The 26850-nt window shown below is 69.1% G+C and carries 29 protein-coding genes; 18 read left to right on the forward strand and 11 right to left on the reverse strand.

Annotated features, from left to right (window positions below):
* Positions 1–14 precede the first annotated feature (14 nt).
* The gene (locus tag ACYVOM_RS25685; RefSeq protein ID WP_460306061.1) at positions 15–1763 is read right to left on the reverse strand and encodes a RelA/SpoT family protein; all 1749 of its coding nucleotides are present in this window, start codon (positions 1761–1763) and stop codon (positions 15–17) included.
* 306 nt (positions 1764–2069) lie between these two features.
* On the opposite strand from ACYVOM_RS25685, the gene ACYVOM_RS25690 reads away from it, so the two are divergent.
* Entirely contained in the window at positions 2070–3167 is a 1098-nt protein-coding gene (locus ACYVOM_RS25690) for an alpha/beta fold hydrolase (RefSeq protein WP_460306172.1), read from the forward strand.
* Positions 3168–3263: 96 nt separating this feature from the next.
* Here the strand turns inward: ACYVOM_RS25690 and ACYVOM_RS25695 are convergent, their stop codons facing one another.
* A complete protein-coding gene (locus ACYVOM_RS25695) occupies positions 3264–3641 on the reverse strand; it encodes a DUF6191 domain-containing protein (RefSeq protein WP_460306062.1) in 378 nt (125 codons plus the stop codon).
* 149 nt (positions 3642–3790) lie between these two features.
* On the opposite strand from ACYVOM_RS25695, the gene ACYVOM_RS25700 reads away from it, so the two are divergent.
* The 4 genes from ACYVOM_RS25700 to ACYVOM_RS25715 all read left to right on the forward strand — a co-directional run bounded on the left by ACYVOM_RS25700 (position 3791) and on the right by ACYVOM_RS25715 (position 6870).
* A complete protein-coding gene (locus ACYVOM_RS25700) occupies positions 3791–4594 on the forward strand; it encodes a Nif3-like dinuclear metal center hexameric protein (RefSeq protein ID WP_460306063.1) in 804 nt (267 codons plus the stop codon).
* A complete protein-coding gene (locus ACYVOM_RS25705; RefSeq protein WP_460306064.1) occupies positions 4591–5334 on the forward strand; it encodes a zinc ribbon domain-containing protein in 744 nt (247 codons plus the stop codon). Before ACYVOM_RS25700 ends, ACYVOM_RS25705 begins: the two co-directional genes overlap by 4 nt.
* Complete coding sequence (locus tag ACYVOM_RS25710) at positions 5331–6449, forward strand: bifunctional RNase H/acid phosphatase (protein ID WP_460306065.1); 1119 nt, start codon at positions 5331–5333, stop codon at positions 6447–6449. The genes ACYVOM_RS25705 and ACYVOM_RS25710 overlap by 4 nt, the downstream gene beginning before the upstream one ends.
* A gap of 97 nt (positions 6450–6546) precedes the next feature.
* On the forward strand, positions 6547–6870 hold the full coding sequence (locus ACYVOM_RS25715; protein WP_460306066.1) for a hypothetical protein: 324 nt from the start codon (positions 6547–6549) through the stop codon (positions 6868–6870).
* On the opposite strand, the gene ACYVOM_RS25720 is transcribed toward ACYVOM_RS25715, so the two are convergent.
* The 3 genes from ACYVOM_RS25720 to ACYVOM_RS25730 are packed head-to-tail and all read right to left on the reverse strand — an operon-like array spanning position 6857 to position 11216.
* Complete coding sequence (locus ACYVOM_RS25720) at positions 6857–10567, reverse strand: Scr1 family TA system antitoxin-like transcriptional regulator (RefSeq protein WP_460306067.1); 3711 nt, start codon at positions 10565–10567, stop codon at positions 6857–6859. The genes ACYVOM_RS25715 and ACYVOM_RS25720 overlap by 14 nt on opposite strands.
* Complete coding sequence (locus tag ACYVOM_RS25725) at positions 10558–10827, reverse strand: helix-turn-helix domain-containing protein (protein WP_460306068.1); 270 nt, start codon at positions 10825–10827, stop codon at positions 10558–10560. Before ACYVOM_RS25725 ends, ACYVOM_RS25720 begins: the two co-directional genes overlap by 10 nt.
* 20 nt (positions 10828–10847) lie before the next feature.
* A complete protein-coding gene (locus tag ACYVOM_RS25730; RefSeq protein ID WP_460306069.1) occupies positions 10848–11216 on the reverse strand; it encodes a hypothetical protein in 369 nt (122 codons plus the stop codon).
* 482 nt (positions 11217–11698) lie between these two features.
* Between ACYVOM_RS25730 and ACYVOM_RS25735 the strand changes: the two genes are divergently transcribed.
* The 4 genes from ACYVOM_RS25735 to ACYVOM_RS25750 all read left to right on the forward strand — a co-directional run bounded on the left by ACYVOM_RS25735 (position 11699) and on the right by ACYVOM_RS25750 (position 15402).
* Complete coding sequence (locus tag ACYVOM_RS25735) at positions 11699–12211, forward strand: RNA polymerase sigma factor (protein WP_460306070.1); 513 nt, start codon at positions 11699–11701, stop codon at positions 12209–12211.
* Entirely contained in the window at positions 12208–12795 is a 588-nt protein-coding gene (locus tag ACYVOM_RS25740; protein ID WP_460306071.1) for a permease-like cell division protein FtsX, read from the forward strand. Before ACYVOM_RS25735 ends, ACYVOM_RS25740 begins: the two co-directional genes overlap by 4 nt.
* A gap of 709 nt (positions 12796–13504) precedes the next feature.
* The gene (locus tag ACYVOM_RS25745; RefSeq protein ID WP_460306072.1) at positions 13505–14413 is read left to right on the forward strand and encodes a transporter substrate-binding domain-containing protein; all 909 of its coding nucleotides are present in this window, start codon (positions 13505–13507) and stop codon (positions 14411–14413) included.
* Positions 14410–15402 (forward strand): hypothetical protein, encoded by a 993-nt coding sequence (locus tag ACYVOM_RS25750; protein WP_460306073.1) that lies wholly within the window; start codon positions 14410–14412, stop codon positions 15400–15402. Before ACYVOM_RS25745 ends, ACYVOM_RS25750 begins: the two co-directional genes overlap by 4 nt.
* 95 nt (positions 15403–15497) lie before the next feature.
* Here ACYVOM_RS25750 and ACYVOM_RS25755 read toward each other — a convergent pair whose 3' ends face one another.
* From ACYVOM_RS25755 to ACYVOM_RS25765, 3 genes are all read right to left on the reverse strand, one after another.
* On the reverse strand, positions 15498–15956 hold the full coding sequence (locus ACYVOM_RS25755) for a DUF3592 domain-containing protein (protein ID WP_460306074.1): 459 nt from the start codon (positions 15954–15956) through the stop codon (positions 15498–15500).
* A 1103-nt stretch (positions 15957–17059) separates the two neighbouring features.
* Positions 17060–17368 carry a 4a-hydroxytetrahydrobiopterin dehydratase gene (locus ACYVOM_RS25760; protein ID WP_460306075.1) on the reverse strand — a complete coding sequence of 103 codons (309 nt, stop codon included), beginning with the start codon at positions 17366–17368 and terminating at the stop codon, positions 17060–17062.
* Positions 17368–18540 (reverse strand): helix-turn-helix domain-containing protein, encoded by a 1173-nt coding sequence (locus ACYVOM_RS25765; protein ID WP_460306076.1) that lies wholly within the window; start codon positions 18538–18540, stop codon positions 17368–17370. The genes ACYVOM_RS25760 and ACYVOM_RS25765 overlap by 1 nt, the downstream gene beginning before the upstream one ends.
* A gap of 128 nt (positions 18541–18668) precedes the next feature.
* Here ACYVOM_RS25765 and ACYVOM_RS25770 point away from each other — a divergent pair, with 128 nt between their 5' ends.
* From ACYVOM_RS25770 to ACYVOM_RS25785, 4 genes are all read left to right on the forward strand, one after another.
* Positions 18669–18980: a hypothetical protein gene (locus ACYVOM_RS25770; RefSeq protein WP_460306077.1), complete on the forward strand. Its 312-nt coding sequence runs from the start codon at positions 18669–18671 to the stop codon at positions 18978–18980.
* The gene (locus ACYVOM_RS25775) at positions 18959–19243 is read left to right on the forward strand and encodes a hypothetical protein (protein ID WP_460306078.1); all 285 of its coding nucleotides are present in this window, start codon (positions 18959–18961) and stop codon (positions 19241–19243) included. The genes ACYVOM_RS25770 and ACYVOM_RS25775 overlap by 22 nt, the downstream gene beginning before the upstream one ends.
* Complete coding sequence (locus ACYVOM_RS25780; RefSeq protein ID WP_460306079.1) at positions 19240–19629, forward strand: hypothetical protein; 390 nt, start codon at positions 19240–19242, stop codon at positions 19627–19629. The genes ACYVOM_RS25775 and ACYVOM_RS25780 overlap by 4 nt, the downstream gene beginning before the upstream one ends.
* 217 nt (positions 19630–19846) lie before the next feature.
* Positions 19847–20317, forward strand: a complete 471-nt coding sequence (locus ACYVOM_RS25785) for a hypothetical protein (protein ID WP_460306080.1) — start codon at positions 19847–19849, stop codon at positions 20315–20317.
* A gap of 137 nt (positions 20318–20454) precedes the next feature.
* On the opposite strand, the gene ACYVOM_RS25790 is transcribed toward ACYVOM_RS25785, so the two are convergent.
* Together ACYVOM_RS25790 and ACYVOM_RS25795 are read right to left on the reverse strand one after the other, a co-directional pair.
* Positions 20455–20706: a hypothetical protein gene (locus ACYVOM_RS25790; protein ID WP_460306081.1), complete on the reverse strand. Its 252-nt coding sequence runs from the start codon at positions 20704–20706 to the stop codon at positions 20455–20457.
* Positions 20703–20900, reverse strand: a complete 198-nt coding sequence (locus ACYVOM_RS25795) for an HNH endonuclease (protein WP_460306082.1) — start codon at positions 20898–20900, stop codon at positions 20703–20705. Before ACYVOM_RS25795 ends, ACYVOM_RS25790 begins: the two co-directional genes overlap by 4 nt.
* 1055 nt (positions 20901–21955) lie before the next feature.
* On the opposite strand from ACYVOM_RS25795, the gene ACYVOM_RS25800 reads away from it, so the two are divergent.
* The 3 genes from ACYVOM_RS25800 (at position 21956) to ACYVOM_RS25810 (ending at position 24732) form a co-directional block, all read left to right on the forward strand.
* Positions 21956–22552 carry a hypothetical protein gene (locus ACYVOM_RS25800; protein ID WP_460306083.1) on the forward strand — a complete coding sequence of 199 codons (597 nt, stop codon included), beginning with the start codon at positions 21956–21958 and terminating at the stop codon, positions 22550–22552.
* A gap of 75 nt (positions 22553–22627) precedes the next feature.
* The gene (locus tag ACYVOM_RS25805; RefSeq protein ID WP_460306084.1) at positions 22628–23980 is read left to right on the forward strand and encodes a hypothetical protein; all 1353 of its coding nucleotides are present in this window, start codon (positions 22628–22630) and stop codon (positions 23978–23980) included.
* A gap of 89 nt (positions 23981–24069) precedes the next feature.
* The gene (locus ACYVOM_RS25810) at positions 24070–24732 is read left to right on the forward strand and encodes an HAD family hydrolase (RefSeq protein WP_460306085.1); all 663 of its coding nucleotides are present in this window, start codon (positions 24070–24072) and stop codon (positions 24730–24732) included.
* Here the strand turns inward: ACYVOM_RS25810 and ACYVOM_RS25815 are convergent.
* A complete protein-coding gene (locus ACYVOM_RS25815) occupies positions 24713–25981 on the reverse strand; it encodes a serine/threonine-protein kinase (protein ID WP_460306086.1) in 1269 nt (422 codons plus the stop codon). The two genes, ACYVOM_RS25810 and ACYVOM_RS25815, sit on opposite strands and share 20 nt — an antisense overlap.
* Before the next feature lie 264 nt (positions 25982–26245).
* Between ACYVOM_RS25815 and ACYVOM_RS25820 the strand changes: the two genes are divergently transcribed.
* Positions 26246–26509 (forward strand): hypothetical protein, encoded by a 264-nt coding sequence (locus ACYVOM_RS25820; protein WP_460306087.1) that lies wholly within the window; start codon positions 26246–26248, stop codon positions 26507–26509.
* Positions 26502–26804, forward strand: a complete 303-nt coding sequence (locus tag ACYVOM_RS25825) for a hypothetical protein (RefSeq protein ID WP_460306088.1) — start codon at positions 26502–26504, stop codon at positions 26802–26804. The genes ACYVOM_RS25820 and ACYVOM_RS25825 overlap by 8 nt, the downstream gene beginning before the upstream one ends.
* Positions 26805–26850: the final 46 nt, after the last annotated feature.

Consider the following 26850-nt stretch of genomic DNA (forward strand, 5'->3'; position numbering starts at 1 on the left):
GGTGATCGCGGAGCTTAGCGATCCTTCGGCGGTTCGGGAGGGTCTGGGGTGAGGTCTCGGGTGGCGAAACGGGACAGGGCGTCGGGCAGGGGGAGGGCTCCGTCGGCGAGGGCCAGGTAGAGGGATTCGGGGCTGCTGTGGCCGAGGGAGCGGGCGACGCCCAGGGAGTCTCCCGCGGTCTCGGCGGCCAGCAGGTCGACGCCCTGGGCGGCCAGGGCCGCGTTGAGCGCCTCCCGGCCGGCCCGCGCCCGCTCGTCGGCGGCCTGGGCGTCGAGGAAGCCCTGGATGTGGACGCGGGCCTGCGCGGTGCGCGCGAACTCCAGCCAGTCGGGGCCGGGGCAGGCGTCCGGCGCGGTGAGGATCTCCACGACGTTGCCGAGCCGCACCTCGGCCGAGAGCGGCGCGAGGCGGCCGTTGATGAGCGCGCCGATGCTGTGCTCGCCGGTCTCCGGGTCGAGCGCGTAGGCGTAGTCCAGGGCGGTCGAGCGGGGAGGAAGCGGGACGATCAGCCCTTCGGGGGTGAAGATCGGCATGTTGCCCTCGCGCAGGTCGGTGCGCAACCCGTCGAGGAACGCCGCCGACGGGGCGTCGGACTGCCACGCCAGCAGCCGGGCCAGCCAGGCGAGGTCCCGGCGGCCCGCGAACTCCTCGGCGGCCTCGTCCCCGTTGCCCTGCCGGATGTGCGCGATGAGGCCGTATTCGGCCACCTCGTGCATGCGCCGGTTCCGGATGATCACGTCGAGCATGTCGCCGTCCGGGCCGATGAGGACGGTGTGCAGACCCCGGTACAGGTTGAAGCGGGGGATCGCGATGTAGTCCTTCACCCGCCCGGCGATCGGATGCAGCGCCCCGTGGACCGCGCCGAGCGCCACGTAGCAGTCCTGCTCCGAGCCGTCGACCAGGACGAGGAATCGGATGACCTCGCTCGGGCGCAGCCCCGAGATGTCGCCGGGAAGCGTCTTGTGGACGCTGTGCAGATGGCGCGGGCGCAGCTCCACTTCGGCGAGCACCCCGCTGTCGGCGAGCGCGCTCCGCAGCATTGCGGCGGCGGGGCCGAGCTCGGCCTCGACCTGCGGAAGAACCTCCCGCACCTTCTGCTGGGTCTCGGCGAACGCCTCGGGGTCGAGGGTGGCGAACGCGAGATCGTCCATCTCGCGCTTCAGGACGTGGATGCCGAGCCGGTCGGCGAACGGGATGAGCAGGTCGAGCGTCGCGCGGGCGATCCGCTCCCGCTTGTGCGGCGGCTGCGCGCCCAGCGTGCGCAGGTTGTGCAGCCTGTCGGCGAGCTTGATGATGAGCACCCGCAGGTCGGCGGCCGCGGCCAGGACGATCTTGCGGAACGTCTCGGCCTCCGCGGTCTCCTTGCCCCAGCGCGCCCCGTCGAGCTTGGTCACCCCGTCGACGATCACCGCGACCTCGTCGCCGAAGTCCGCGCGCACCTCGCCGAGCGTGTAGGCGGTGTCCTCGACGGTGTCGTGCAGCAGCGCCGCGATCAGGCAGGTCCGGTCCATGCCGAGCCCGGCAAGGATCGTCGCCACCGCCAGCGGGTGGGTGATGTAGGGGTTGCCCGACTTGCGCATCTGGCCGCGGTGCATCCGCTCGGCCACTTCGTAGGCGCGCCGCAGCTCCGCCGGATCGGCCGCCGGGTGGGCCGCCCGGAACGCCGCGATCAGCGGCTCCACCGCCTGGACGGGGCCGGATGCGGCCCTTCCCGGGACCTTGCCGAACACGCCCCACCGCGGGACGCCCGGCTCCTTCGCCATCGGTCTGATGATCGTCAAAGACACCGTCCGGAACATGATCAGTGACTGGCCGTAGCTGTCATTATGCGGCCGTCCGGGCGGCCTTGCAGGGCGGACCGGCCGATAGGTCCGGATGTGACCGGGGCCGGACCCTTTCTGGGAACGGTCCCGGCTACCGTCCGCTCCGGGAGGTCGATTTAACGCGGTCGACATGGCCGTGTGATAAGCGACACGAATTTTCCTGATAGGTAAGAGTAAGCGCAGGTCGCAGGTGTCCGGGTTCGGTCCTTGAAATCGGCTCGTGATTGGTCGTGGAATACTGTGGTGATGTTTCCCTCCCCGAAAAAGATCCGCGACGCGAGTGTCAACGCCGCGCACCGTCTGCGGCACGGGGCGCTCGCCGACCTGACCCCGGCCCCGTCCGATCCCGTCGGCGGCTCCGGGGCGCTGCTCCGGTACCGTCCGGCCGCTTCCGTCATCGCCACGGGACCGCCCGTCCTGCTCGTCCCCCCGCCCGTGCCGGGCGCCGCCTGGGCGTTCGACCTACGCCGCGGCGGCAGCCTCGCCGCCCATCTGGTGGCCACCGGAAGGCGCGTCCACCTGCTGGATCTCGCCCCCGCCGACACCGCCGAGCGCCCGAGCGGGCCCGCCGCCTGGATCGGCGAGGCCCTCCCCGACGCCGTCCGGCGGATCAGCCGCGACGCCGGGGGCCAGCCCGTCCAACTGGTCGGCTGGAGCCTCGGCGGCCTCCTCGCGGTGCTCGCCGCCGCGGCCGACCCGACACTGCCCCTGGCCTCCCTCGCCACCATCGCCGCACCCGTCGACCGCACCGCGGTCCCCGTCGGCGCCGATCTGATCACCCATGTCTCGGGAAGCCGCGGAGCACTCCCCGGCGCCGTTCAGAGAATTGCGCCGGAACCGCTGCTGCGCGGTTATGAGATGTGCGATCTGGATGCACGTCTGACGCGTCCGATGAAAATGCTGATGCATCTCGACGACGCGGACTTCCTCGCCCAGGCCGAGGCGCGCGAGGCGTTCGCCGCCCGCGTGTCGGCCGCCGACCCGGCCGCCGCGCAGGCCGCCGCCCGCTTCTTCCACCGCGGCGACCTCGCCTCGGGCGCCGTGCTCGTCGGCGGGCGGCGCGTCGCCCTGTCCGACGTCCGCGTCCCCGTCCTGGTCCTCGCCGGCCGCGACGACGCCTTCGCGCCGCTCGCCGCCGTCCACCCGCTCACCCGTCTGCTCATCGGCAGCCCGGAGGTCAGGTTCGCCACCGCCCCCGGCAGCCACCTCGGCGTCCTCACCGGCCGCGCCGCCCGCGCCACCACCTGGCCGCGGCTGGGCGCCTGGCTCGACGAGGCGACGCTCCAGCACGGGCTCCGCCCGGCCCGCAAGCCCCCGGAGGCGGCCGCCCGGACGCGCCGGTGACCCTCGCCCCCGGACACGACGAAGCCCCCGCACACGGGCCCTCACGGGCGTGTCTGCGGGGGCCGGAAGATCACGGCGCCAGGAGCGGCGGCCGGATCAGCTCTCGTTCGGCTCCTCGGCGGACGGGGCCCGCCGCGGGGTGATCCTGATCCGCCCCGAATCCAGATCGGGCCGGACGCTCTTGGGTGCGTCGCCCTCCTGCTCGTGGTCGTCGACACGGCGGAGCTTCTCGGCCTCCTGCTCCTGGAGTTGGATCTTCTTCGCGCCGCTGAACGCGGCGTGCAGATCCTCGAAGATCCCGGCGCCGAACCCGGCCCCGGCCTCCCCGTCACCGCGCAGCGCGGACATCAACCCGCCGCCCCCGGTGCCCTCGTGGGCCCACTCGGGCACGGCCATCTTGGCCTCCAGCTTCGCCTTGCGGCGCAGCTCCTCGGCCTTCTTCGACCGCTTGCGGCGGCGGAACGGTGACTTCACGAACACTCCAACGATCCCACGGCCGAGTTTGATCCCCTTGATCGCGTTCGATCCCCGTGCCCACCGTCTCTTCCGAGACGTAGCGTGCACGGTAGCGCTCCGGCTCGGATCCAGGAAGACCGGTGCGAAACCACGATAACCTTTCGGACGTGCGTCTCTCCGAACTGATCCGCCGGATCGAGGGCCGATACGACCCGGCTTGGGCGGAGGCCTGGGACGCGGTGGGACTCGTGTGCGGCGACCCCGAATCCGAGATCGGCTCGGTGCTGCTGGCCGTCGACCCCGTCGCCGCCGTGGTGGACGAGGCGATCGCCGACGGCGCCCAGCTCCTCATCACCCACCACCCGCTGCTCCTGCGCGGCGTCCACGGCGTTCCCGCGAACACGCCCAAGGGCCGGACGGTCCACCGGATGATCGGCTCCGGCGTGGCGCTCTACACCGCGCACACCAACGCCGACGTGGCCGACCCCGGAGTGTCCGACGCCCTGGCCCGCGCCGTCGGCGTCACCGGGGCGCTCCGCCCGCTCAGCCCCTCGCCCGCCGACCCCCGGCGCGGCCTCGGCCGGATCGGGGAGCTCGCCGAACCCGTCGCGCTGCGCGAGTTCACCGCCCGCGCCGCCGCCGCGCTGCCCAGGACCGCCTGGGGCGTGCGCGCCGCCGGCGACCCCGACCGCGTCGTGCGGACCGTCGCCGTCTGCGGGGGAGCGGGCGACTCGCTGATCGACACCGCCCGGGCGGCGGGAGCCGACGTCTACCTCACCGCGGACCTGCGCCACCACCCCGTCTCCGAGTCCCTGGAAAGCGGGCCGATGGCGTTCGTGGACGCAGCGCACTGGGCGACCGAGTGGCCATGGCTGGCCGATCTCGCCGCCTTCCTCACCCCGCACGTCAAGACCCGGGTGTCCACGCTCGTCACCGACGCCTGGACCCACGCCGCCGAAGGAGCCCAGTGAAAGCCGCACCCCGAGACCAGATCCGTCTGCTCGACCTCCAGGAACTCGACTCCACCCTCGACCGGCTCGCGCACCGCCGCCGCACCCTTCCCGAGATCGCGGAACTTGCGGCCCTGGAGGGCAGGATCGCCGAGCTGCGCGACAAGCTCGTGGGCGCCCGCACCGAACTCGGCGACCTCGACCGCGAGCAGACCAAGGCAGAGCAGGACGTCGACCAGGTCCGCACCCGGGCCGACCGCGACGCCAAGCGGCTGGACTCCGGCATGGTGACCTCGGCCAAGGACCTCGCCTCCCTCCAGTCCGAGATCGCCTCCCTCCAGCGCCGCCAGAGCGACCTCGAGGAGGTCGTCCTGGAGATCATGGAGCGGCGCGAGGAGGCCGAAGGCCGCGTCGCCGCCGTCGAGGGCGACCAGCGCGAACTCGACACCACGCTCGCCGACCTGAACGAGCGCAAGGACAAGGCCGAGCAGGAGATCGCGGGCCAGGCCGCGCTCACCGCCGACGCGCGCAAGGGCGTCGCCTCCGACATCCCCGCCGACCTCCTCGGCCTGTACGAGAAGCTGCGCGACCAGTTCGGCGGCGTCGGCGCCGCCGCGCTCACCCGCGGCCAGTGCCAGGGCTGCCGGCTGGCGCTCAACACCTCCGACCTGAACCGCATCCGCGCCGCCGCCGCCGACGACGTGGTCCGCTGCGAGGAGTGTCGCCGCATCCTCGTCCGCACCCCCGAGTCCGGCCTGTGAGCCGGAAGCTGATCGTCGAGGCGGACGGCGGCTCGCGCGGCAACCCCGGCCCTGCCGGGTACGGCGCCGTCGTCATCGACGGGGTCACCGGCGAACTGCTCGCGGAGGCCGCCGAGGCCATCGGGCGTGCCACCAACAACGTCGCGGAGTACCGCGGCCTCATCGCGGGGCTGCGGGCCGCCGCCGCCCTCGACCCCGGCGCGCGGGTGGAGGTCAGGATGGACTCCAAGCTCGTCGTCGAGCAGATGTCGGGCCGCTGGCAGATCAAGCACCCGGACATGAAGCCGCTGGCGCTGGAGGCCCGCGACGCCGCGTCCGGGTTCGCCGCGATCTCCTACACCTGGATTCCGCGCGCCCGCAACACCCGCGCCGACGCTCTGGCCAACGCCGCCATGGACGCCGCCGCGCGCGGGGAGATCTGGTCGCCCTCGACCCCGGTCGCGGAGGCCGCCGAGCCCGCCGAGCCGCCGCGCAAGGGCGGCTGGGTGCCTCCGACCACCCAGCCGACCCGCACCCTGCTGCTCCGGCACGGCCAGACCCCGCTGTCGGTCGAGCGGCGGTTCGCGGGCGTCGGCGACATCCCCCTGACGGACGTCGGCTTCGCCCAGGCAGAGGCCGCCGCCCGGCATCTGGCGAACGCCGGGATCGACGTGATCGTCGTGTCCCCGCTGCGCCGCGCCCAGGACACCGCCAAGGCCGTCGCGGCCGTCACCGGCGCGGAGATCCGCACCGACGAGGGCTTTCGCGAGACCGACTTCGGCGCGTGGGAGGGCCACTCCTTCGCCGAGGTCGCCGAGCGCTGGCCCGATGACCTCGCGGCCTGGCTCTCGGACTCCGGCTACCCCCCGACCGGCGGGGAGAGCTTCACGTCCGTCGCCCAGCGGGTGGCCGTCGCGCGGGACAAGCTGCTCGTGCGCTACCGGCACCAGACCGTCCTGGTCGTCTCGCACGTCACGCCGATCAAGACGATGCTCCAGCTCGCCCTCGACGCCCCCGACACGATCCTGTACCGGGTGCATCTCGACACGGCGTCGCTGTGCACCGTCGACTGGTTCGACGACGGGCCCGCGGTGGTCAGGTCGATGAACGAGACGCACTATCTGCCGAACGCGTAGCGGACTATTTAGCTGTTCATCCGGTATTGGGCTTTTGTCCTATTCGACGTGTGCGTTAACGTACATCGCACTTGCCGCGATACGGGAGGATGAGCGCATGGTGAGCATGACGTTCGACACCGGGCGGGACATGGACCCGGTCGCCACGGTGAAGCTCTGCGGATCGGGCTGGGAGATCAACGTCCGCGCGATCCCCGCCGAGTTCGCCCGGCTGGCCGCGCTCCGCGACACCGACTGGGAGACCTCGGGTTCCATCGGCGCCGGCACCTGCGCCGGCGCCCCCGCCTTCTGGGTCCAGCACGAGGGCAACGCCGTCATCCTCGTCGGCCAGGACGACGAGACCTGGGACTTCGCCGTCACCGTCCCCCTCGAAACCGTCGACGAGATCGCCCAAGCCGCCCAGGCCCTCACCCCGGTCTGATGCCGGCGGCCGACGACCGCAGGTCGTCGAGGATGCCGGTCAGGATCGTTTCGGTGTTTTCGGGCGGACAGGCCTCCAGGGCCAGGTTCTCCATGACGGCCAGGTACCTGTCGGTGTCGTGCCTGCGGTCCAGGTAGATCGCGCTGGTGAGCTGCTCCAAATAGACGATGTCGGGCAGCTCAGGCTCGGCGAAGCGCAGGATGTCGAACGAGCCGGCCACGACCGCGCGCTCGCTGGGCATGAGCGGCAGGACCTGCACGATGACGTTCGGCAGTTCGTTCAGCTCGATCAGCCGCCGCAACTGGGCGCGCATCAGCTTCCGCCCGCCGCGTCGGGAGAAGGCGCGGCGCAGCACCGCTTCGTCGATGATCGCCCAGTAGTGCGGGGCCTGGTCGGACTCGAGCAGGCGCTGCCGCTGGGTGAGCACCTCGATGCGCCTGTCGATCTCGGCCGGGGGCAGCTGGCGGTTGTTGAGCCGGATGGCCTGCCGCTCGTAGTCTTCGGTCCGCAGCAGGCTCGGGACGAGCTGCGCCTCGTACAGGCGGATGCGGATGGCGGAGTCCTCAAGGCCGATGTAGTTCTCGAACCAGCGCGGCACCACGTCGCGGTAGTCGCGCCACCAGTTGCGGGCGTTGGAGAGCTTCGCGAGCTCCGTCAGCTCCTTGCGCCTGGGGGGGTCCATCACGCCGTACAGCGAGAGAAGGTCGACGACTTCGCGTTGCCGGATGACCACCTCGCCGTGCTCCATCCTGCTGATCTTCGAGGCCGAGGCGCGGATGGCCCGCCCGGACTCCACCCGGGAGATGCCCCGGATCTCGCGAAGTGCGCGCAGCCGAGCGCCGAGCAGTGCCCGCACAGCCGGCGAGCCGGCGGTGGACAGCTTGCCTTGCGGGAGCTGGGAGAGCCCCAGCCGGTCCGTCCAGCGGGCGAGGTCGGCTTTGAGGGTGAGGGTGTCGGGGTGATTGTGGGCGAGGAGGCGGAGTCGTTGGGTGAGGAGGTCTTCGGCGGCGGTGATGGCTCCGGTGATGTTGCCGGCTTCGGCTCTCCATCGGGCGAGGTGGTGTCGGGTGGTGAGGGTTTCGGGGTGGTCGGGTCCGAGGATGGTGATGCGGTCGGCGAGGAGGCGTGCGTAGGTGTCCGCGGCGGCTTTGGGGTCGCCGGCCTTGCCCGTCCAGTGGGCGAACGCATCGCGGCTGGCCAAGACGTCCGGATGCCTGTCTCCGAGGAGGCGCAGGCGCTCGGCGAGGACGAGGCCGTGCTCGGTGGCGGCACGACGGGCGTCGCCGAGCCTCCCGGCCCACTGGGCGAGGTGGTGCCGGGTGGTGAGGGTGTCGGGGTGGTCGGGTCCGAGGACGCGCACGCGATCGTCGAGCAGTGTCGAGGTGAGGGATCGCGCGCCCGCCGCGTCCCCGGCCTCGGCCGTCCAGCGGGCGAGGTCGGCTTTGAGGGTGAGGGTGTCGGGGTGGTCGTGGGCGAGGAGGCGGAGTCGTTGGGTGAGGAGGTCTTCGGCGGCGGTGATGGCTCCGGTGATGTTGCCGGCTTCGGCTCTCCATCGGGCGAGGTGGTGTCGGGTGGTGAGGGTTTCGGGGTGGTCGGGTCCGAGGACGCGCGCGCGATCGTCGAGCAGGCGTGCGTAGGTGTCCGCGGCGGCTTCGGGGTCGCCGGCCTTGCCCGTCCAGTGGGCCAGGTCGTCTTTGACGCCGAGCGTGTACGGATGGTCTGGGCCGAGATGGTCCTCAGCGGAGGCCACGGCCCTGGCGCACTCGATGCGGGCGGCGAGCACCTCGCCGGCCGCGCCGAAGCTCGCGATCGAGCGCGCGACCACCGGATGAGCTCCGCCGTGCCGCCAGAGCACCGCCCCGGCGACCGCGCCGAGCGCCGCCGTGCTCTCCCGCAGGGCTCTGGCCAGGGGATGCTTCTCACTCGACGGCCAGATCTCCTGCAGCGCGTCCGCCGCGACCAGCGCGGCCTCGGTGAACCGCTCCGTGCAGAGCCGCTCGCGAACGGCGCGCTGGAGCAGCCGGTGGAGGCCGATCTCCAAGTGCGGGGCCTTGGTCCCTTCGGCGATGGTCACCAGGCCGAAGCGGTACAGGACGCGCAGCGCTTCGGAGGCCGCGTCGGCGGGAGGCGAGGCGGAGTCTTCTGACGCGGAGTCACGGGCGGCGAGGTGGTCGCGCAGCCTGGAACTGCGAAGGATCTCCATGGGGACGCCCGAGGGCGCGAGCATCGCCAGGACGTTCAGCAAGGGGCGCGCGGCCCCGGCGGGACGCGCTCCGTCCGCGAGGCCGATCGAGGAGTCCCAGACGGTGTCGACCGTGCGGTCATGGTCGTCGGGAAGGAGGTCGGGCACGGGCAGCAGTTGCGCAAGGCGCAGCCTGGGGTCGGAGAGCCTGGTCCGGTACGTCGCGCAGTCCTGATCGCGTTCGAGGAGGACGTTCGACGCCTGCGCGAGGGCCATGGGCAGAAGGCCCAGGTCTTCGGCGAGGGCCTCCATCTCGCCGGGGGAGTCCTTGCGTCCCCGGCTGGCGAGCTGTGCCGTCAGATGGCGCCTGGCCTCGTCCGAGGTGAAGACCGGCACGTCGACGGACTGCCGCCCATGCCCGGACAGCGCGGCGTCACGGCGGCGGGTGGTGACGATGACCCGGTGGGGAGGCGCCGCGTCGGGCCAGAGCCCGCGCAGATCCGCGGGATCGCGCAACCCGTCCAGGATGATCAGGCACGGCCTCGCCGAGGTCTGCAGCCATTCGAGGAAGGCCTGCGCCCCGCGGTCGGGATCATCGGCCGAGCGGAGATCGAGCCTCTGGGCGGCGGCGGCGTAGCCTTCCAAGATCGTCGCGCGCCGGGAGGCGTCCACCCACAGCAGCGCGTCGGCCGTTCCGTTCTGCCAGGCGTGTCTGGCGCAGGCGACCGCGATCTGCGTCTTGCCGACCCCGCCCATGCCGGTGAGCACCTGGGTCGGAGCGGTGTCGGCCCGCGAGAGACGCGCCTCGAACTCCGCGGCGATCTGCCTGTCGATGAAGGCGCCCGCGAGCCGCGGAAGGACGCCCACCCGGAACCGGATGGGTGAGGAGACGGTTTTTCCTTCAGCCCGGCATTCCCGCCACAGACGCCGCCATTCCTCCGCGTCCAGCAGTTCCTCGAACTCCGGCCTGAGCGGGATTCCGGCCTGGGCTTGCACCAGACCGAGCGCTCGGACGAGGGAAAGAAGGGAACTCAGGTCCGTGGGAAGGGAGACGCCTCGGCGCCAGTCGCTGATCCGCTGCACGCTGAGCTGCGGCTCCCGTCCTGGGCGCAGATGCTGGCTGCGCGCGATGACCGTGCGCATCGGAGGGGAACCCGCGAGGGCGAACAAGCGGCTCAGCCGTGCGGCGAACAGCTGCCTGGGACTGTCGCTCCGCACCGTCGTCCTCAGCCCGAACTCGTTGCGGAGCGAGCGCGCGTCGACCCAGCGCCGGTGCCAGATCTCGAACTCGCCGGGATCGACGGCACAGGCCCGCAGGAAGCCTTCGACGATCTCCCAGGTGGGCAGCCGGTCTTCGCGCGTCACCGTGGCGAGGCTGGACGCCGAGTAGTTGGCCAGCTTCGCCATCGTGCGGTACGGCGGCGCTCCGGCCTTCTCCCGAAGCGCCCGCAGGTCCCGCGCGAACGCGGCGATCGACCTGCGGGCGTCGGCGGATCCGGGATCCGTCACGGACATGGGCCGGCGTCCTCCCGCCGTCGCTGCCACAGGGGGAGGTCGGAGTCGGGCACACCGCACGCGGTGAGATACGCCGCGGCGAGGGGCCAGGTCGGCAGCCGCTCTCCGCTGGCGGCCTGGCTCAGCGAGGTGACGCCGTAGTTGCAGAGGGCCGACATCTGCGCGTAGGTGATCCCTGCCCGGTGGCGCTCGGCGCGCAGACTCCTCGCGAAGCGCGCCGCGGGCTCGTCACCCTCGATGGGTTTCTCTGGACGGGCCATGAGGGGCTCGGCGGGCCCGGTCAGGCGGAAGGGATCGCGCGGGGCGCGGCGGTCCCGGCCGCGGTGAGCCGCCGAGCGGCCCCGGCCACCGCGTCGGCGGTCGCGAGGAGGCCCAGGACGGCGATGAGCGGAGGGCCGCCGGCCGCGATGAGACCGACCACGAGCACGAGGACGAGGATCACGACCGTGATCCTCATCCTGATCCGCCGCGAGGGGCCGGTGGCCCGGCGGGCGACCTCGACCCCGCCCACCACGCTCGCCATGACGATGATGAAGGACTCGCCGAGCGGCGTTCCCGAGCGGGTGAGGACGCCGCCGGCCGCCGCGGCGAGGACGAGGAGGCCGAGACCGACCCGGGGAATGACGGCAGAGCACATCGAAGCACGCATGAAGCCACACCTTTGTAGTTCATTGAGCCGGACATTTAGTTACTTTTTGGGCAGCGGGCATGATTCCCGGAGGTTGGCGCCATCCAGGTCCCGTCCCGGATCAAGGATCCTCCGAAAGGTCATCAGAACCAAATCAACTAGGATTTTCCGAACAATTCTCGTTCGGCATTTTCCGCGGCTTCCGATCCGGAAAATACCGAACGCTCCGATAGGCCCCAGGTCAAGGCTCCATCCGGACGAGGATCCAGGGGCCCGCACCCGCCGCGATTCGTGGACAGAGCCGAGGAGAACCACAGTGGGCTTGGCCCCGTCTCCAACGGCGGGGCGGCGACGCACGTCTGTTGAGCCGGACGCCGTCACCCGAGAAGGCCCTCCTGTTGGCGCAGGGGGCCTTCTCCGCCCGGCCCCTCCGCTACCGCTGACGCGTTCGGGAAATTCCACTCGGAGAGGCAACCTCTGGGCCTTCACCGCGTCTCTGGGACATGACCACTGAAACGACGATCCCTCCCCGTATGGACAAGGGGTCGTTCTCCTCGCTCTACCGGGAACACGCCTTGGGGCTCACCCGGATGGCGTTCCTCGTGGTCGGCGACAGGGAAACGGCCCAGGACGTCGTCCAAGAGGCGTTCCTTGGGCTTTACAGACGCTGGCCATCCTTGCGGGACCCGTCGAAGGCGCTGCCTTACGTGCGGTCCGCCGTCCTCAACCGGTGCCGTTCCGTTCTGCGCCGGAGGCGGCTCCCGTTCGTCGGGGCGCACGAGCCGCCCGCCTGGTCGGCCGAGGCGGAGGCGATCCTCGGGGAGGACCGCCGAGAAGTCCTCGCCGCCCTCCACCGGCTGCCGCCGCGCCAGCGCGAGGCCCTCGTCCTGCGCTACTTCCTCGACCTGACCGAGGACGAGACCGCCACCGCCATGGGCGTCAGCCGCGGCACCGCCAAATCCACGGTCTCCCGAGCCCTCACCTCCCTCTCCCGCCACCTGGAGCCTTCGCGATGACCCCCACCGAGACCCGGCTCCGCGACGCCCTCACCGCCGCCGCCGAAACCGTCGACCGCGTCCCCGACTTCGCGGCCCCCGCCCGCCCGTTCCGCCTGCCGCACATCCCACGCCCCCTCGCCGCGGCCATCGCCTCTGCCGCCGTCGTCGGCACCATCGCCTACCTCGCCGCCCCCGACCCCGTCCCCACCGAGGCCGTCGCGCCGCCTCACGACAGCTTCCAGCTCAGCGTGTACCTGTGCGCCGAGCAGTCGAGCAATCCGTCCTGCGCGAAGAAGGACGCCACGGCCGCCCAGCGTCAGACGATCTCCGAGACCCTCCTGTCCCTCCCGGAGATTCGCTCCTTCGACTACGAGTCGAAGGATGAGGCCTATGAACGCTTCCGCACCCTCTTCAAGGACACCCCGGGCCTGCTGGCCGTCGCCGAACCCGGCGACATCCCCGACTCCTTCCGCATCCGCACCGACCCCACCTCCATCCCCGCCGTCGAAGCCGCTCTCACCGCCCTCCCCGGCATCGACCAGATCGTCAACGAAGTGCAGGTCGGTGCCCCACACCCGCAGAAGCGCCCGGACACCCCCTGAACGCCCCACGGCCCCGGGGCCCCGTAGTGACCAGCGGGTGGAGTCCGGCGCAGGCCCCCGGAGTTCGCACTGCCCCTCCCGCCAGCGGTATCTCCCCGAACGCGGGGAGTAGATGTCCGGGCACGGACGTCAGGAGGCGGAGGCACCGGGGGCCGCCCCGCTCGAAGGAGCGCCGCTCCGAAGCCGCGGTCCTCGCCGATGAGCCGATCCCCGTGGAGGTGTTCGGAGGACTCCTCCGCGCGGTGGTGCGGACGGGAAGGGCGGCCGGCGCAGAGGCAGCGCGCCTGCGCCGCGACCCACCAGACGAGGAAGCCGCCCTCCGGCCTCCTGATCTGTGCGCGAGCCGGCACCGCCCTATGGGGCTCCGGCGAAAAGGGCGTTCCTGAGGGCCGCGCTCTTTTCGCGCTTGCGGCATTTCGGCTGGCCGTCTTTTCGTCGCACGTGGAGTACCACCTCGCCGAAATCTCACCCGGATACCGTTTCGTCCCATCATTGACCGGACCGGAGAATCCACATTTGTCCCGTGAAGTTACTATCTGGGCGCTACGCTGACCGGCAATCGCCGCGTCAGGCGTCCGGAGTTCTCGCATCGGCAGGTGGTGGAATGGCGTCGCGTGAGGAATGGGGACACCGGACGGGATCGGGCGGCTGGGCGCCCGGCCGCTGGTCCGTACCCCCAGGTCGTGGGAGGGCCGCCTGGACGAGGGTCGTGGCGCTGTTCGTCCTGCTCGCCGCGCTGCTCGTCGTCGGCGCGTGTCAACTGGTGCGGTCCGACGTCGAGTCCGTCCAGGAACTGCACGTCAAGGCCGGGTTGCAGGGCAAGCCGCGGATCCTTCTGGGCATTCGCGACGACATTCCGGGCATCGCCCTGAGAACCGCCGACGGCGGCTACAGCGGGTTCGAGATCGACCTCGCGCGGGCCGTCGCGCGCGAACTCGGGTTCCGGAGCGAAGAAGTGGTCCTGCTGCCCATCGAGATCGAGTCGCGCGCCACGATGCAGGCCCGCGTCCCCGATGAACTGCGCGCCGTCGTCGGCAACAAGGAGTTCGTCAAGGTCGACCTCGTGGTGTCCAGCTTCAGCATCACCGACGAACGCAAGGCGCAGGGCGTCAACTTCTCCTCGGCCTACCTGACGACGACGCAGGCGGTCCTCACCCGTCCCGGCTACACCGAGACGCTCCAGTCCACCGCGGACCTGGAAGGCAAGAGGGTCTGCACGACCGGCACGTCCACCGCGATCGAACCGCTGCTGCAAGTGGGGATCATCGCCAAGGCCAGACACCACATCAGCGACTGCGTCGCGGACCTGAAGAAGGGCGACTTCGACGCGGTGCAGACCGACGCGGCGATCCTCGGCGGATTCGTCCACCAGACCCCCGACGAACTGGAGATCCACGACATCGCGATCGGCCCGCCGGAACGCTGGGGCATCAACGTCGGGGAGAACCCGGCGATGGGCAGGCTCGTGGAACTCGCGCTGCACGACATCGTCGCCGACGGCGAGTGGAGCCGGCTCTACGACGAGCACATCGCCCCGATCCAGCGCACCGTCGGCGGCCACCAGCAGATCGCGTTCGCCGACCCGCCGCGCATCGACCGGCCCGAGGTCCGCGAATGAGCGGCGGCGAGCCCCCGGCCGGGGGCCACCGGCGCGAATGGGCTCTCGCCCTCCTGCCCGCAGTGCCGCTGCTGCTGCTCACGGTGCGGGTCTGGCGGATCAGCGGCGAGAACATCGACACCACCCAGCTGCTCATCCAGAACATCAGCCCGGTCGCCTGGGGAACCGCGCTGCTGCTGACCCTGGCGTGGACCCTGCCCGCCGCCGTCCTCGTGCTGCGGCTCGTCGCGTCGCTGCTGCGGTTGAGCGTCCCCGACGCCGAAGGCTCCGCGCTCGTCAGGGCGGGCGGCTCCATCCCGCTGCCGGTCGCCGCGTTCGCCGCGCTCGTCGCGGTGCTGACCTGGAAACTCCAGTTCCTGCCGATCCTGCTGCTCGTCGCGCTCATGCTGGTGTGCGTGGAACTGCGGCTGCGGTTCCCGGCACACCCGAGGACGGTCACCGCCGCGTCCCTGGTCCTCGTCGCGGCGGTCTGCGCGGTCTTCGCCGCCGCGACGAGGGAGGTGGCCCGCGACGCGCTGGAGCAGGGCGACCACCTGGTGCTGCTCCTGCTGGCCCTGCCGCTGTTCGCCCTCATCCTGAACGGCCCGCTTCCCGCGCGAGCCGCCAAGCCGGTGCTGCGCCTGGTGACCTCGGTCTTCGCCCTCGTCATGTCGGCGGTGATCGTCTCGGAGTTCCTCAGGGTGCCGCTGCTGCCCCTCACCGCCGTCGAGATCGGCGAAGGCGACCACACCGAACGCGTCCTCAGCGGCTACATCGTCGCCATCGACGAGCAGGTCATGACCTTCCTCGACCTCAAGGGCACCCTCCACTTCGTCCCCAACGACGACGTCCTTTCCCGAACCCTCTGCCGCGACTACGCCCGCGCCCCCTACACCCGCCTCACGTTCCACGGCCGCAACCTCGAATCCTCCCTCTTCGGCCCCCCGGCCACCTCCCCCCGAGGCACCGCCCTCGACCAGCGCTGCTACGGCCGCACCACCTCCAAGTAGCCGACCGCGCAGCCGGGTCCGGGCGCGGCGGCGACGCTGCCGCCCGATGTGACTGCGTGCCCATGTGGGAACTCGACATGGGCGATCGGCCGCCCTCAGAACGGGTCGCGGTACCAGCCGACGGTGAAGAAGATGCCGAAGATCAAGAAGGCGACGCTGAAGAGGATCGCGAACACCCCTTCGGCGATCCCTCCGTCGTCGACGGCGGAGGCGGCCCGGACCTTCCCCGGCGCGTCCTTGTCGTAGACGACGTCGACCTTCTCGCCCGCACGGTACTCCCCGGTGATCTCCTCGACGACTTTCTCGGCGTTCCGTGTGAAACCGACCTTCGTGTAATGCACCGTGTGGGTGGACCCGGGTGTGTAGGAGACACTGCCCGTAAGCGGGTCCGTATGGCTGCTGCCGGGAGTCGTCCACGTCTCCGACCTGGTCTCCAGCGCGACTGCCTCGGTGCGCACCCCGTCCTCCCGCAGTGCCAGCACCTCCCGCAGATCCGCGACCGCCCCCCACGTGAAGAAGACCGACATCCCGAGGAACACCACGAAGAACGCCACCGACCCGATCCCGTGAAACGGATCGAACACCCTGAACCGCCGCCGCCCCACCACCGTCCACCCCCGATCCGTCCGGCCCTCCCGATAATGAGCCGCCCCGAGCCTCCGGGCAACTCTCAAAACGCCCCCGGACCGCCCACAGGACAAGCCCCTGAATTTCGCGCCAGGGGCCGTGTGGGCCCACGGACGAGCCGCCCCACAACCCGCGAACGAAGCCCCGACCCACAGTCCCCGCGCTCGCGCCGGTTCAGACCGGCATCGTCTCCGTGCTCATCGTGTGGCTCGATGCTCGACGGCCCGACGAACCCCGAGCCGGGACGGGGCCTCGCACAAATGACCCAACAGGCGTTGATGGTCTGCGGGAGGGCCGGGCGCGGCAGCGAACCGCCCAAGAACTGCGCGCGTGGATCACAGAGCGCCCAGAGGGCGATCGGTGGTTCGGAGCAAGGCGGCAGACGAGGCGGCCTGTAAGCCGGGAACGCCACGAGATCGTCCATGTCGACGAGGCCGTCGCCGCAGGTCAGAAGCCCATGACGGACCTCGACTCGGCCATCGTTTCGACCCGCTGATCGGGGCGGAAGGTCGCGGAGGTCATGGCCGAGTTCGGGTCTCGAAATACCGCATCGGCAAGGCGATGAAGGCCGCGTGCGCGGCGTGAACCACCGGTCCGAGCCCGGCGGTTGCCGGGCTCGGCCTGGTACCTGCACCGGGCCGCGCTGATCGCCGTATGGACCGCCCACGGCGACAGGGCCCTCGCCGAGCAGGCCGAGCGAAGGCCACCCTCGACGCCGTGCGGACCCTGCTCTCCCAGGGCTGGACCACCCGCGGCGCGGGCAAGGCCCTGAACCTGTCGCACCAGCGGATAAGCCAGCTCGCCCCCGGCGGCACCGCCTAAGCTGAAAACGTCCTTTCAACCTCTTGCCTGGTTGGGACGAGCCGCCGCCCTCGGGCTGGTTACCCGAACCACGGGCGGCGACCAGAGCCCCCGCTGGCCACGCGCTGGCGGGGGCTTCTGCATGCCCTGCGAGATCGAGCGGACCGCCGAACGAGCGACACCCTGCCGGCTTCCGAACGGCAGGGTGTCGGCGCTGGTGCGCGCGGATTCAGGCTATGGGCTCGGCGCCGTGCGTCGGGGCGATTGCGACGATTCGGCGGGCGAGCTCAACGTCGTGCTCGGCGACGCGTCCGCCGAGGTCTGAGGAGCTGATCGTGAGCGCCACGGTCTTGTAGCCGAGGGTGGCATTGGAGTGGTGGCCGAGGTCGTCTTGGATCGCGGCGATGTGCGAGATGAAGGCGGCGCCGCGGATGTGCGGGATGGAGTAGACGGCCTCGATCTTGCGGCCGTCGGTGCTCCAGCCGGGGAGATCGGTGATGCGTTCCTCGATCTCCTGCTGGGTCAGTGGTTCGGCCATCATGCCCCTTTCACCGGTGCCAGGATCTCGGCCAGTTCCCGGCCTTCGGGCGCATCCTGCCACGGCGCCATGGCGGCTTCGAGGTCGGCCAGCTCCCGGAGGGCGCGCGCTGAACGGGTCGAGCGGACGATGGGGACGGCGGTGCGGGCGAGGTCCAGCGCGTGATCGGCGGTGCCCGCACGCGCCCGCACAACGGCATGGCGCGCGGTCCAGACACCGACGTCACGGCGGGCCCGTCCGGTGTCGGCGGGGATGAGCTGCTCCCACAGGCGCGCGGCGTCGTCGAGCAGGCCGAGCCTGCCGTAGCAGGTGGCCCGCTGGATCTCGACGTAGTCCGGGGTGCGTAGGCACGCGGTGCCCCACTGCTCGACCTCGACCCGCGCGACGGCGGCGCCGGCCTCATCGAGAACCCTGTCGAGTTCGGTCCGGTCGTCGGAGGGGAGCAGGGAGAGGCCGTGCGCCTGCTGTTGAAGGGCGAACACCTGCACCTCGGGACTCAGCCGCCGCGCGTCGGTCAGGGCGCTGGCGCACAGGTCGACGACGGCGCCGCCGCGACCCTGGTCGGTGTGCGCCATGGCGAGGTCGACGAGGGTGCAGGCGACGGCGTCGCGGTTCATGGAGCGGTGCGCCAGTTCCAGAGCGGCGCCATGCCACACGGCCGCGGACGGGGCGTCGCCGGCGTCGAGGTGCAGCCACCCGATGAACGCCCGGTAGGCCGTCCCGACCTCGGTGAGCCGCTGCCTGACGGGTCCGCCCGCAGCGTTGAGGAGTTCGGTCAGCAGGTCGCTTTGGGCGGTCACGGTGCCGATGAGCGCCCGCGGCCCCAGCATCATGTCGGCCTGATAGTGCCCTGCGAGCTGACCGGCGAAGTAGTCGACGAGTTCGGGCGCCACAGGCCCGTCATGCCGCACCGGGGCGGGGAGACCCGTGACAACATTTGTTGTCACGACGGTCTGGCCTGCGCCGAGGAGCTGGCCGAGAAGCTGCTGATACAGCCTGCTCGGCTCGGATACCCGCCCGTTCTCCCACTGCTTGATCATGTCGGTGAGGCTCGCGACCGAGGGAAGCAGCGTCGGCGACACGGCCCGCAGCTCCCGCGCGAGGCCGGGCCGGGACCACCCCTTGGCCTCGCGTCGCTCCCGCAGGACGGCGCCCGTGATGATGTCCGGCATGGCGCGCACCCTTCGCCACCGGGAGGGGGAGAGATACCCCTCGCACTCCCCCCAGTCTCCCCTTCCGCACGACATCCGGACGGGGATTCACTGAGCGCAATGTATCCGTGACGACAGGGAGGTCCGCGATGGTGCGCGCGGAATCCGCAGAACAGACGATCCTCGCCGAGCTACAGGCCACGTATCCGACCTACAACGTGTGGAGGGCGGAAGGCGGCGAGGCGTCATGGATGGCCACCCGCAAGGCCCCGAGGACGGCCGAGCAGTTCGAGGCCGGGATCTCGCCGACGCTGATGGACGACACCGACCGGGGCTTGCGTCAGCAGCTCGTCGTCGAGGCGCGCACTGACGAGCACGTCGCCGCCGGGCACGCCTGCCATGTGCAGCTCGTGCGGGCCCATCTGGACAAAGGGCGTCCGTGCTGCGGGGCCGCGCGGTGACCCTGGCCGAGTCGCGGGCGCTGGCGGCGCTGCTGACGTACCTGAGCAGGGACCGGCCGGCCTTCCCGCTTGAGCTGGTGGCGCCGTTGCTGACCGCCGGGATGGTCACGGTCACGGCCGACTCGCACGGGGATTCCGTGCGGCTCTGGGCGGGCGGGGACGTGCTGCTGTGCGACACGGCGGACGAGGGGTGGCGGGAGGAGGCGGAGGCGCGTCTCATCGCGCTTCAGCGGCCCGCGGGCGGCGCGGGGGCGGAGTCATGATCGCCGAGTTGCACCACCCGGACGTGGTCGGCCTCGACGGCGTTCGCCCGTACCTGCGCGTCCTGGTCGACCTCGCGGCCGCGGTCGGTGCCGACCCGTCGAGGCGGGGGCAGGTGCTGCACGCGCTTGCGCGGCATCCCCACCTCGTCGAGGCGGTGCCCGACGACGGGGAGCGGCTGGAGATGGTCGCGCGCCACCTGGCGGAGTGGGGAGCGATCGAGGCCCGGCTGTGGGAGTGGGACCGGCTGACCGCTCTGCTCGTCGAGGTCGTCGAGGCGGTCGACGCCGCGCAGGACCCGCGGCTCCGGTGGTGGTGGCAGGAACAGCGGGACATGGGCCGAAGTGCGTCAGGTACTCCGGGGCCCGTCTCTAGCCGCCCGAGGTAGTCGAACATGCGTTCGCTATGACCCACCTACAAAGCCAGGGGAGGCGGGCCGCCATCGTCTGCGACGGAAACGGCCTCGATCCGGGGTCGACGGTGATGGCCTGGGCGTAGTGCTGCCTAACGCCGATCTTCGATTCCCTACCCCTGTTCAGCATGGATTGCCGGATATTGTCCAACTGCCTAGACAAGTCGCGGCTATGGGCCCTAGGTTTCTCGTCGTGAGTCACTTCGAAGCGATCTTTGATGAGCCGGAGTTCGAAGGCCCCGGCGAGCCGATCGACACCAGCCAGGTCAAGTTCACGACGTACCGGGCCGCGCTCGTGCGCGACGGCAAGTGGTGGACTGCGACCGTGCGCGACCTCCCCAACGGCGGGGTGGTGGTGGCGCAGGGGTCGACGTGGGCCGAGGTCCACCGCAACACGCACGCGGCCGTGATCTCCTCTCTGGGGGTGGAGCCCTACGCCGTCGGCATCAACCTCGTCACCGACGACTCGGAGGTCGAGGACGCGCTGCACGCGGTCGTGGCCGCGCGGGTGGCACGCGGCGAGGCCGAGGAGGCGGAGCGGGCGGCCGTCCGGCACGCCGCGCAGCTCCTGACGGGCAAGGGCTGGAGTACCCGCGACGCGGGCGGGGCGCTGAACCTGTCGCATCAGCGGATCTCTCAGCTGGCCCCGCGCGCGAGCGCATAGCCTGGACCTGTTCCTTTCGGCTGGAACGGCGCCGTCTCCCGGATTTGACTACCCGGACCACGGGACGGCGCGAGCCCCCGCCGGTTCCTGCTGGCGGGGGCTCTGCATGTGCTGGAGGGGTTTTCGTGAGGCGGGGCCTATCCTCCGGTCGGGCGGGGCGGGCGCTCGTCCTTGAGCATCTGGAGGACCGTCTTGCCGTTGGCGGCCGCCCACTCCCGCCGTGCATCCATCCATCGGCGGCGGGCGCGGAAGACGTGGTACGGGTACGTCTCGCCGGGCCTTTTCCATGACTCGGGGATGGGCTCGGACTCGTCCGCCCAATCCTCGTAGCGGAACTCCCGGACGCAGGCGTGCTCCCACTCCGAGACAACATCGGGATACCTCGTCACCCGGGGCCCTCGCCCGCCCCAGCGCCCCTGAGAGGCAGCCGCTCGCAGGTGTTCCGTCCTCCGCCGTAGTTGAAGCTCGCATGCTCTGCGCGCAGGTTGCTCGGGTCGTTCGTCCCACCATCTGTGCGGGCCACGATGTGCCCAGCAGTCAGGGGGTCGTTCACCGTGCCGGGCAGCCCGCACACCGCGCACACGGTGGTGCTGGCGAGCAGGACGCGGTGTGCCCGGTCGTACTCGCTGTTGAGTCCGTGCTGGTGGCGGTTGCCACGTAGTGCGTGGCGCGCGGCTGAGTGCGCTGGTGCAGCGCGTGCGCAGGCTCAGCGCTCCGCAGCTGAGACAAGGTCGCTTCGGCAGCCAGGCTTGGGCACGCGACGATCGCCGAGACGATGGATACGTGTGGTCACCCGTTCTCCGATGACGAAGACCTCGGTCGGGTGCGATCGAAAGCCTGCTCGGGGGAGTGGCAGAACCACGGCAGAACTCGGCGGGGGTCTGAGGGCCAAGCCCCAGGTAGAAAGGGTGGCGGCGGACGAGGCGGCCTGTAAGCCGGGAACGGAGATCCTCAACCCCCTGACCAGCCAGTACACCCCCTAACCAGCCCGAACGCTCCTCCTCATTTCGGGCCAGTTCTCATCGTTTCCCGCCTCCTCGCGCCCTCATGTGCACGAAATGTGCACTGATCTTGGTCGGTCGACTCCCCGGGTGGAATGCTGGTCGGGTCCCGACGACAGGCACCGCCGGGGTGCCCGAGGCCGAGTGCCGAACCGCTGGGAGTAAGAGGTGCCTCACGGGGCGGTCGCACGCGTGGCGCACGATCGGCGTCCTGAGAAGACCCCGGCGGAACCCGGCACGAACCTCCCCGAGCCCAGTCCTCGGTCCAGAGCGCTCATCCGCGCAACGGCGAGAAGCCGTGACAGAGAGCAGAGCGCGGATGAGTGCTCTGGGATGGCGGGGTCTGGGGGCGCCTGAGCCCCCAGCGAGGATCCCGCGTCCGTAGTCCCCTGCGCCTCGGTCCACCGGCCCTGAGACGAGTTGGGCCGCCCCCGTCCGCCGCTGAGGGACCGGCGCCCACGCCGCACGCCCGAAGCGGCGTGCGGGGGCGGCCGGCGGCGGCGAAGCCGCCGCCCTTGATCCCAAACAGCCAAACTCGGCAATACCAGTGAGTATAAAGATAACGGTTGTGACTCTAGATATATAGATTCGAGGACGGCCATGGTCAGCTGAGGTACCTGAGAGTTACTCTTGGCACATGTCGGGCGAGGAGACGCAAGCTAAAGGAGCTGATGGAGCTCGGAGAGCACGGAATTGGCTCGATGCCACTACACGTGTGAACGTTCAATGGGTTAACCCTGAACCGGTCGCAATACCTAAGTTGAGTTTTCATTGGGAGAACCATAAGGAGCCGTTCTCGTTCGATCTAGGGGGGATTCTCCTCGGGGGAGAGCTTCAGGGGCAAGAATTTCTCGCAGAATGCAAGAAATATGCAACGGCTTCCGATCAGGGCAAGCATTATATAAAGTACCTTGCTCAATGCTATCAGGCCCTGAAGTCGAGGCCCGATAGGTGTGATAATTTTATGTGGATCACCTGGTCTCCTTTTAATGTCACGGAATGGGACCAGCAGATGACTCCGCTGAAGGTTAGATCTTCGGTGCTTGATTACCGAAAGTTCCTCTTTGGGGAGGATGATAAGAACGTAGCCGGCGATCTTATCTCGGATGAGCTGTGCAAAGATGTTGCTGATCGCCTTTGGATGATAGTGCTTTCGGACCGTCAAGAAACTCTCACACTGACAAGGGAGCATCTCGGGGTAATTCGTCGGTATGATACAGAAAAGAGGGTGTGAGAATTGTCCGAGAGTTATGCTAGTAGGGTTAATCAGGCACTCGCATTGGCCGAGCCAAGAGATAGTGTTCGAATGGTGAAGGCTACGATTACAGACGAGCTCAAGGCGCTTGATTCGAGAATCTCAATCAAGCAAACCGAGTACTTTAATCACTCGTTTGTTCCTGATCTTGTAGCCTCATGGCCACATGATCCTACGGTTTCTGAGCGCTATGTCTATCTCCGTATAGCGTCTAGGTCGGACTACCTTCTCGAAGACATCGGTCTTGTGGCTGATCATCGTCCAATAATGTTCGCTCTAGGGGGCCTGGAGCCGGGTTTTGGTGATCGCTCGGAGGAGATAAATCACATCTCGGCTGAAACAAATACGCTGGTAGCCGATCCGGCAGGTGTCGAGAGTCTTATTGGTGATCGATCTTCAGAATTTCTGGCGCTCGTCTCTACCGCTGTAACGCAAGGTGGCCGGGGAGCAATTGATAGCCTTACCGGAATTTCAGCGTCTCGGACGCTTCATGCTGGCTTTGAAGGTGCGCTACGGATAAATAAGTCTGCAACTGGTGATGCTGCGCAATTGCTGGGATCGATTCTTGATGACCGGCATGCTGGAAGAGTCATGCGTCTCCTTCAAGCCGCTTGGGTTGGGGCTGGGGGAAGCATGGAGAATTTTCCAGGATCTCGGACATTTAGCGGAGATATCTCAGATGAGGCTCTTCAATTTCTCCTTGAATATAGTTCTATCCCAAATCTAGATTTTTGGGCCAGGCTCGGCCGGCACGTTGGCCTTGGGCAACTCTGCCGCCTTAGTTTGCCCGAAGGGTCATCCAATCTGGATAAGTTCATGCTGGCTAATATTAGTTCCGTCTGGGGGCGATCGTGCCGAGTAAGCCGGGATCAGCCGAGACTTGATGACTCCGAGTCGGGGCCGGAATATAATTGGGCAATCGATAGAAAGCTTCTTGCCCTCCGCGGTCCGAGATTTACCGCCTTTGCTGCTGAGACTGTAGATGAAATCAATAAAAATGTCGAGGCGGACCGTGCTGATGGTCTTCCCATAAATGAGTTCATGAGCAGGGCATCGGAGTTTGCGGTCGACGAGGTTGAAGTGGGCGTTAATGGTGGAACCATTAAGTATACCCCTACCTCTGTGGTGCCGATATCCGAAGACAAAACATTCCGTGGACTTTCTCGAACGCTCGGATTGTCTGCGATGATAAAAAGGGTCGGGGTGGTAATTGCGAATGGTCGGCATTTGTCTTGTGATTTGACTAGCTCTACGGGAACGGCGCGAACGAATAGCAGGCTTGAGCTTGCGCATCTGATTAGGGCAACGGTTCTAATCACACAAGATCTGACTGGTGCGGCTCAGGATTGGCTTAGTGGGGTGTTGGCGGCTGGAAGTATTGAAGAACCAGAAGACCGGCTATTCTAATTCTTAGAGATGTGGCGTTACATCTGAGATGCGGCGTCGGTGGTCGCACTGAATTAGGCCTGCCTGAAGAGCAGTCGTAAGCTAGGCGCATGGTGATCAGGGCTGTCGTGTTCGATGTTGGTGAGTGTCTGGTTGATGAGACCAGGGAGTATGGGACGTGGGCGGACTGGTTGGGGGTGCCTCGGCATACGTTCTCGGCGGTGTTCGGGGCGGTCATCGCGAGGGGGTTGGACTACCGGGAGACGTTTCAGGTGTTCCGGCCTGGGTTTGAGCTGTATGAGGAGCGAGAGAAGAGGGCGGAGGCGGGGCAGCCCGAGTGGTTCGGGGAGGGGGATCTGTATGCGGACGTGCGGCCGGCGTTGGGGAAGCTGCGGGAAGCTGGGCTGTGGGTGGGGATCGCGGGGAACCAGACGGTGAGGGCAGGGGGCATTCTGCGGGAGCTGGAGCTTCCGGCGGACTTCTTGGCGACGTCGGATGACTGGGGGGTGTCGAAGCCTGATCCGGAGTTCTTTCGGAGGGTGGTGGAGGTGGCGCCGTGTGAGGCGCACGAGATCTTGTATGTGGGGGATCGGCTGGACAACGACATCCGGCCGGCGGTGGAGGTCGGGTTGAAGACGGCGCTGATTCGGCGGGGGCCTTGGGCGCAGATCCAATGGGAAGACCCGGAAGCTCGGAGTGTTCCGACGATGCGGATTCACTCGCTGGGGGAGCTTCCGGGTCTGGTGGAGGCGTTTAACGCTGGAGGGTGCTGAGGGTGGTCTGCCACCCATAGAGGCGGTCGTCTAGGCGTTGGACGCATTCGTTGTCCTGCCAGGGCTGGAGGGCTCGGCGGACGTCGTGGATGCGCTCCATGCCGGTGGCGTACCAAGTGAGGGCCAACTGGTCGAGGGCCTGTTCGGCGTAGGTGCAGGCGGCTTCGGGGTTCTTGCGGGCGGCTTCGACTGCGGCCAGGTCGCCTAGGACCACTACGCGCTGCTTGCCGGCTTCCTCGGGAAGGTCGGCCAGGACGGCGGTCAGAGTTTCGTGGGCCTGGGGGTAGTGGCCTGCTACGAGCTGGGTGTTGCCCTTGAAGGCGGCCAGACGGACGGGGGAGAACCAGTCGAACCACGCTGGGTCCTCGTGGTGCGGGGCCGTAGTGAGAATCTGTTCGCCGTGGTCGATGAGGCGGAGGGCTTCGCGGGGGTGGCCTGAGCGGGTTTCGCATTCGGCTTCGACGGCGTCGAGCCATGCGAGGAACTGGGCGCTGGCGCCTGCGCGGCGGGCGTAGGTGCGGGCGGCGCGCATGCGTTCGGTGGCTTCTTCGCGGCGGCCTGCCCAGCCGGGGACGAATGCGGCGTGGGCGAGGATGGCGGCGCCGAGGAGGGCGTCATCGGCTTCGCCTGCGGCTTGGAGGGCGCGGACCAAGGTGGCGTCGGCCTCGTCGGGTTGGCGGAGGTCGAAGAACTCGATGCGGCCGGCCATGAGGAGGGACTCGGCCAAGGCGGTGGCGAGGATGCGTCGGGACACTCCGCTGGTCTCGCCGAGGAGCTGCGTTCCGAGGCGGGCGTGTTCGGTGACCGCGGGGTGCATCTGGGCCGGTTGGACCGTCCAGTAGAGGCGGCGGTGGGCGGTGGTGATGGCGGCGTAGTCGCTGCCTGCGGTGGAGGGCTGCACGCCGGTCGACGCTTGGGGGAGGGGGAGCGGGACGCCTTGGGCCGGGGCGGTGTGGGGCGTCGTCCTGGTGCTCGTCGGCTGGGCGGCTTCGGTGCTCCACGGTGCGGTGAAGCCCAGGTCTTCGACGGGGCGTTGCAGGACGTGGACCAACAGGCGCTGATGGTCGGCGCGGGGCCACGGGGGAGTGCTGGACTCCCAGCGGCGGACCTGGCGGGCGCTGATCTCCATGCGGCCGAGACCGAGTTGCGGGGCGGCTCGGGTCAGCGCATCGGCGAGTGCCTGCTGAGAGGCGAACCCGGCGTGCTGCCTGGCGGCCTTCAACCTCGTGTTGCCGACTGGACGTGACATGCGGTCCTTCCTCCGGACGTACGGGCCGTTGCTGGCTCGACTGTAGCTCTTCAACGGACTTTCAAAGGACTAACCGGACACAGGTTAGCTAGAAAGGCCGCTAAGAGTCCTCTTGATGGCCTCAAGAGGACCTTTGATGGGCCGTTTGGCTCGTCCACCCTTGACGCAACGCAGTCCAGCGTGTGGAGGGCTTGATGGCAAAGCAGGACGGCTCCGGGTCCGGGCGTTGCACTGGGAACAGTGGCCGACGCGGGAGGGGTGAGCATGGATCGTGAGGAGAAGACGGCGGTGCTTGGGCGGCTGTGCCGGGTGCTGGCGCCCTCTGGAGTGGGACTGCAGTTGCGGGATGCGGTGCCGCGTCTGGTCGTGAGTTCTGCCGCAGCGTCCGTTGTGGTCTGGGTCGGGGATGACGGGCTCGTCGCGTGGGGGCCGGGCGGTTGCAGGGGTGAGCCGGAGCGGATCTATCACGTCGCCGCCGAAGTCCTGGCGCTGCTCGCCCATGGCCGTGAAGAGCACCGCGATGGGTGAGGCCAGTGACGTCGCTCAGCTTGTGCCGCTTTCGATGTCGTTGCGGGCGAAGGGCATGAGCACTCAGATCCGGGTCGAATTCGGGTCTGTGTTCTTGCGGGTTTGGCATCCGCGGCTCGCCGGGGTCGGTCTCTGCGTCGAGGTGTGCCCGCGGCCCGGGGCGGGCGAGCTGGTCGAGGCCTGGTTCGAGTCGAATGGCGACCTGCTGGCCCTGTGCTCGGAGTGGGATCGGGCTGCGGGCGAGGTCGTCAAGCTGATGTGGCCGATCCTGGCGGTCGTCGCAGGGGCGCAATGAAGTGCACCGCGCTCCAAAGAACGCTCGGCCTCGTTGGCTGCGGTAT

This window comes from Actinocorallia aurea, assembly GCF_054783995.1.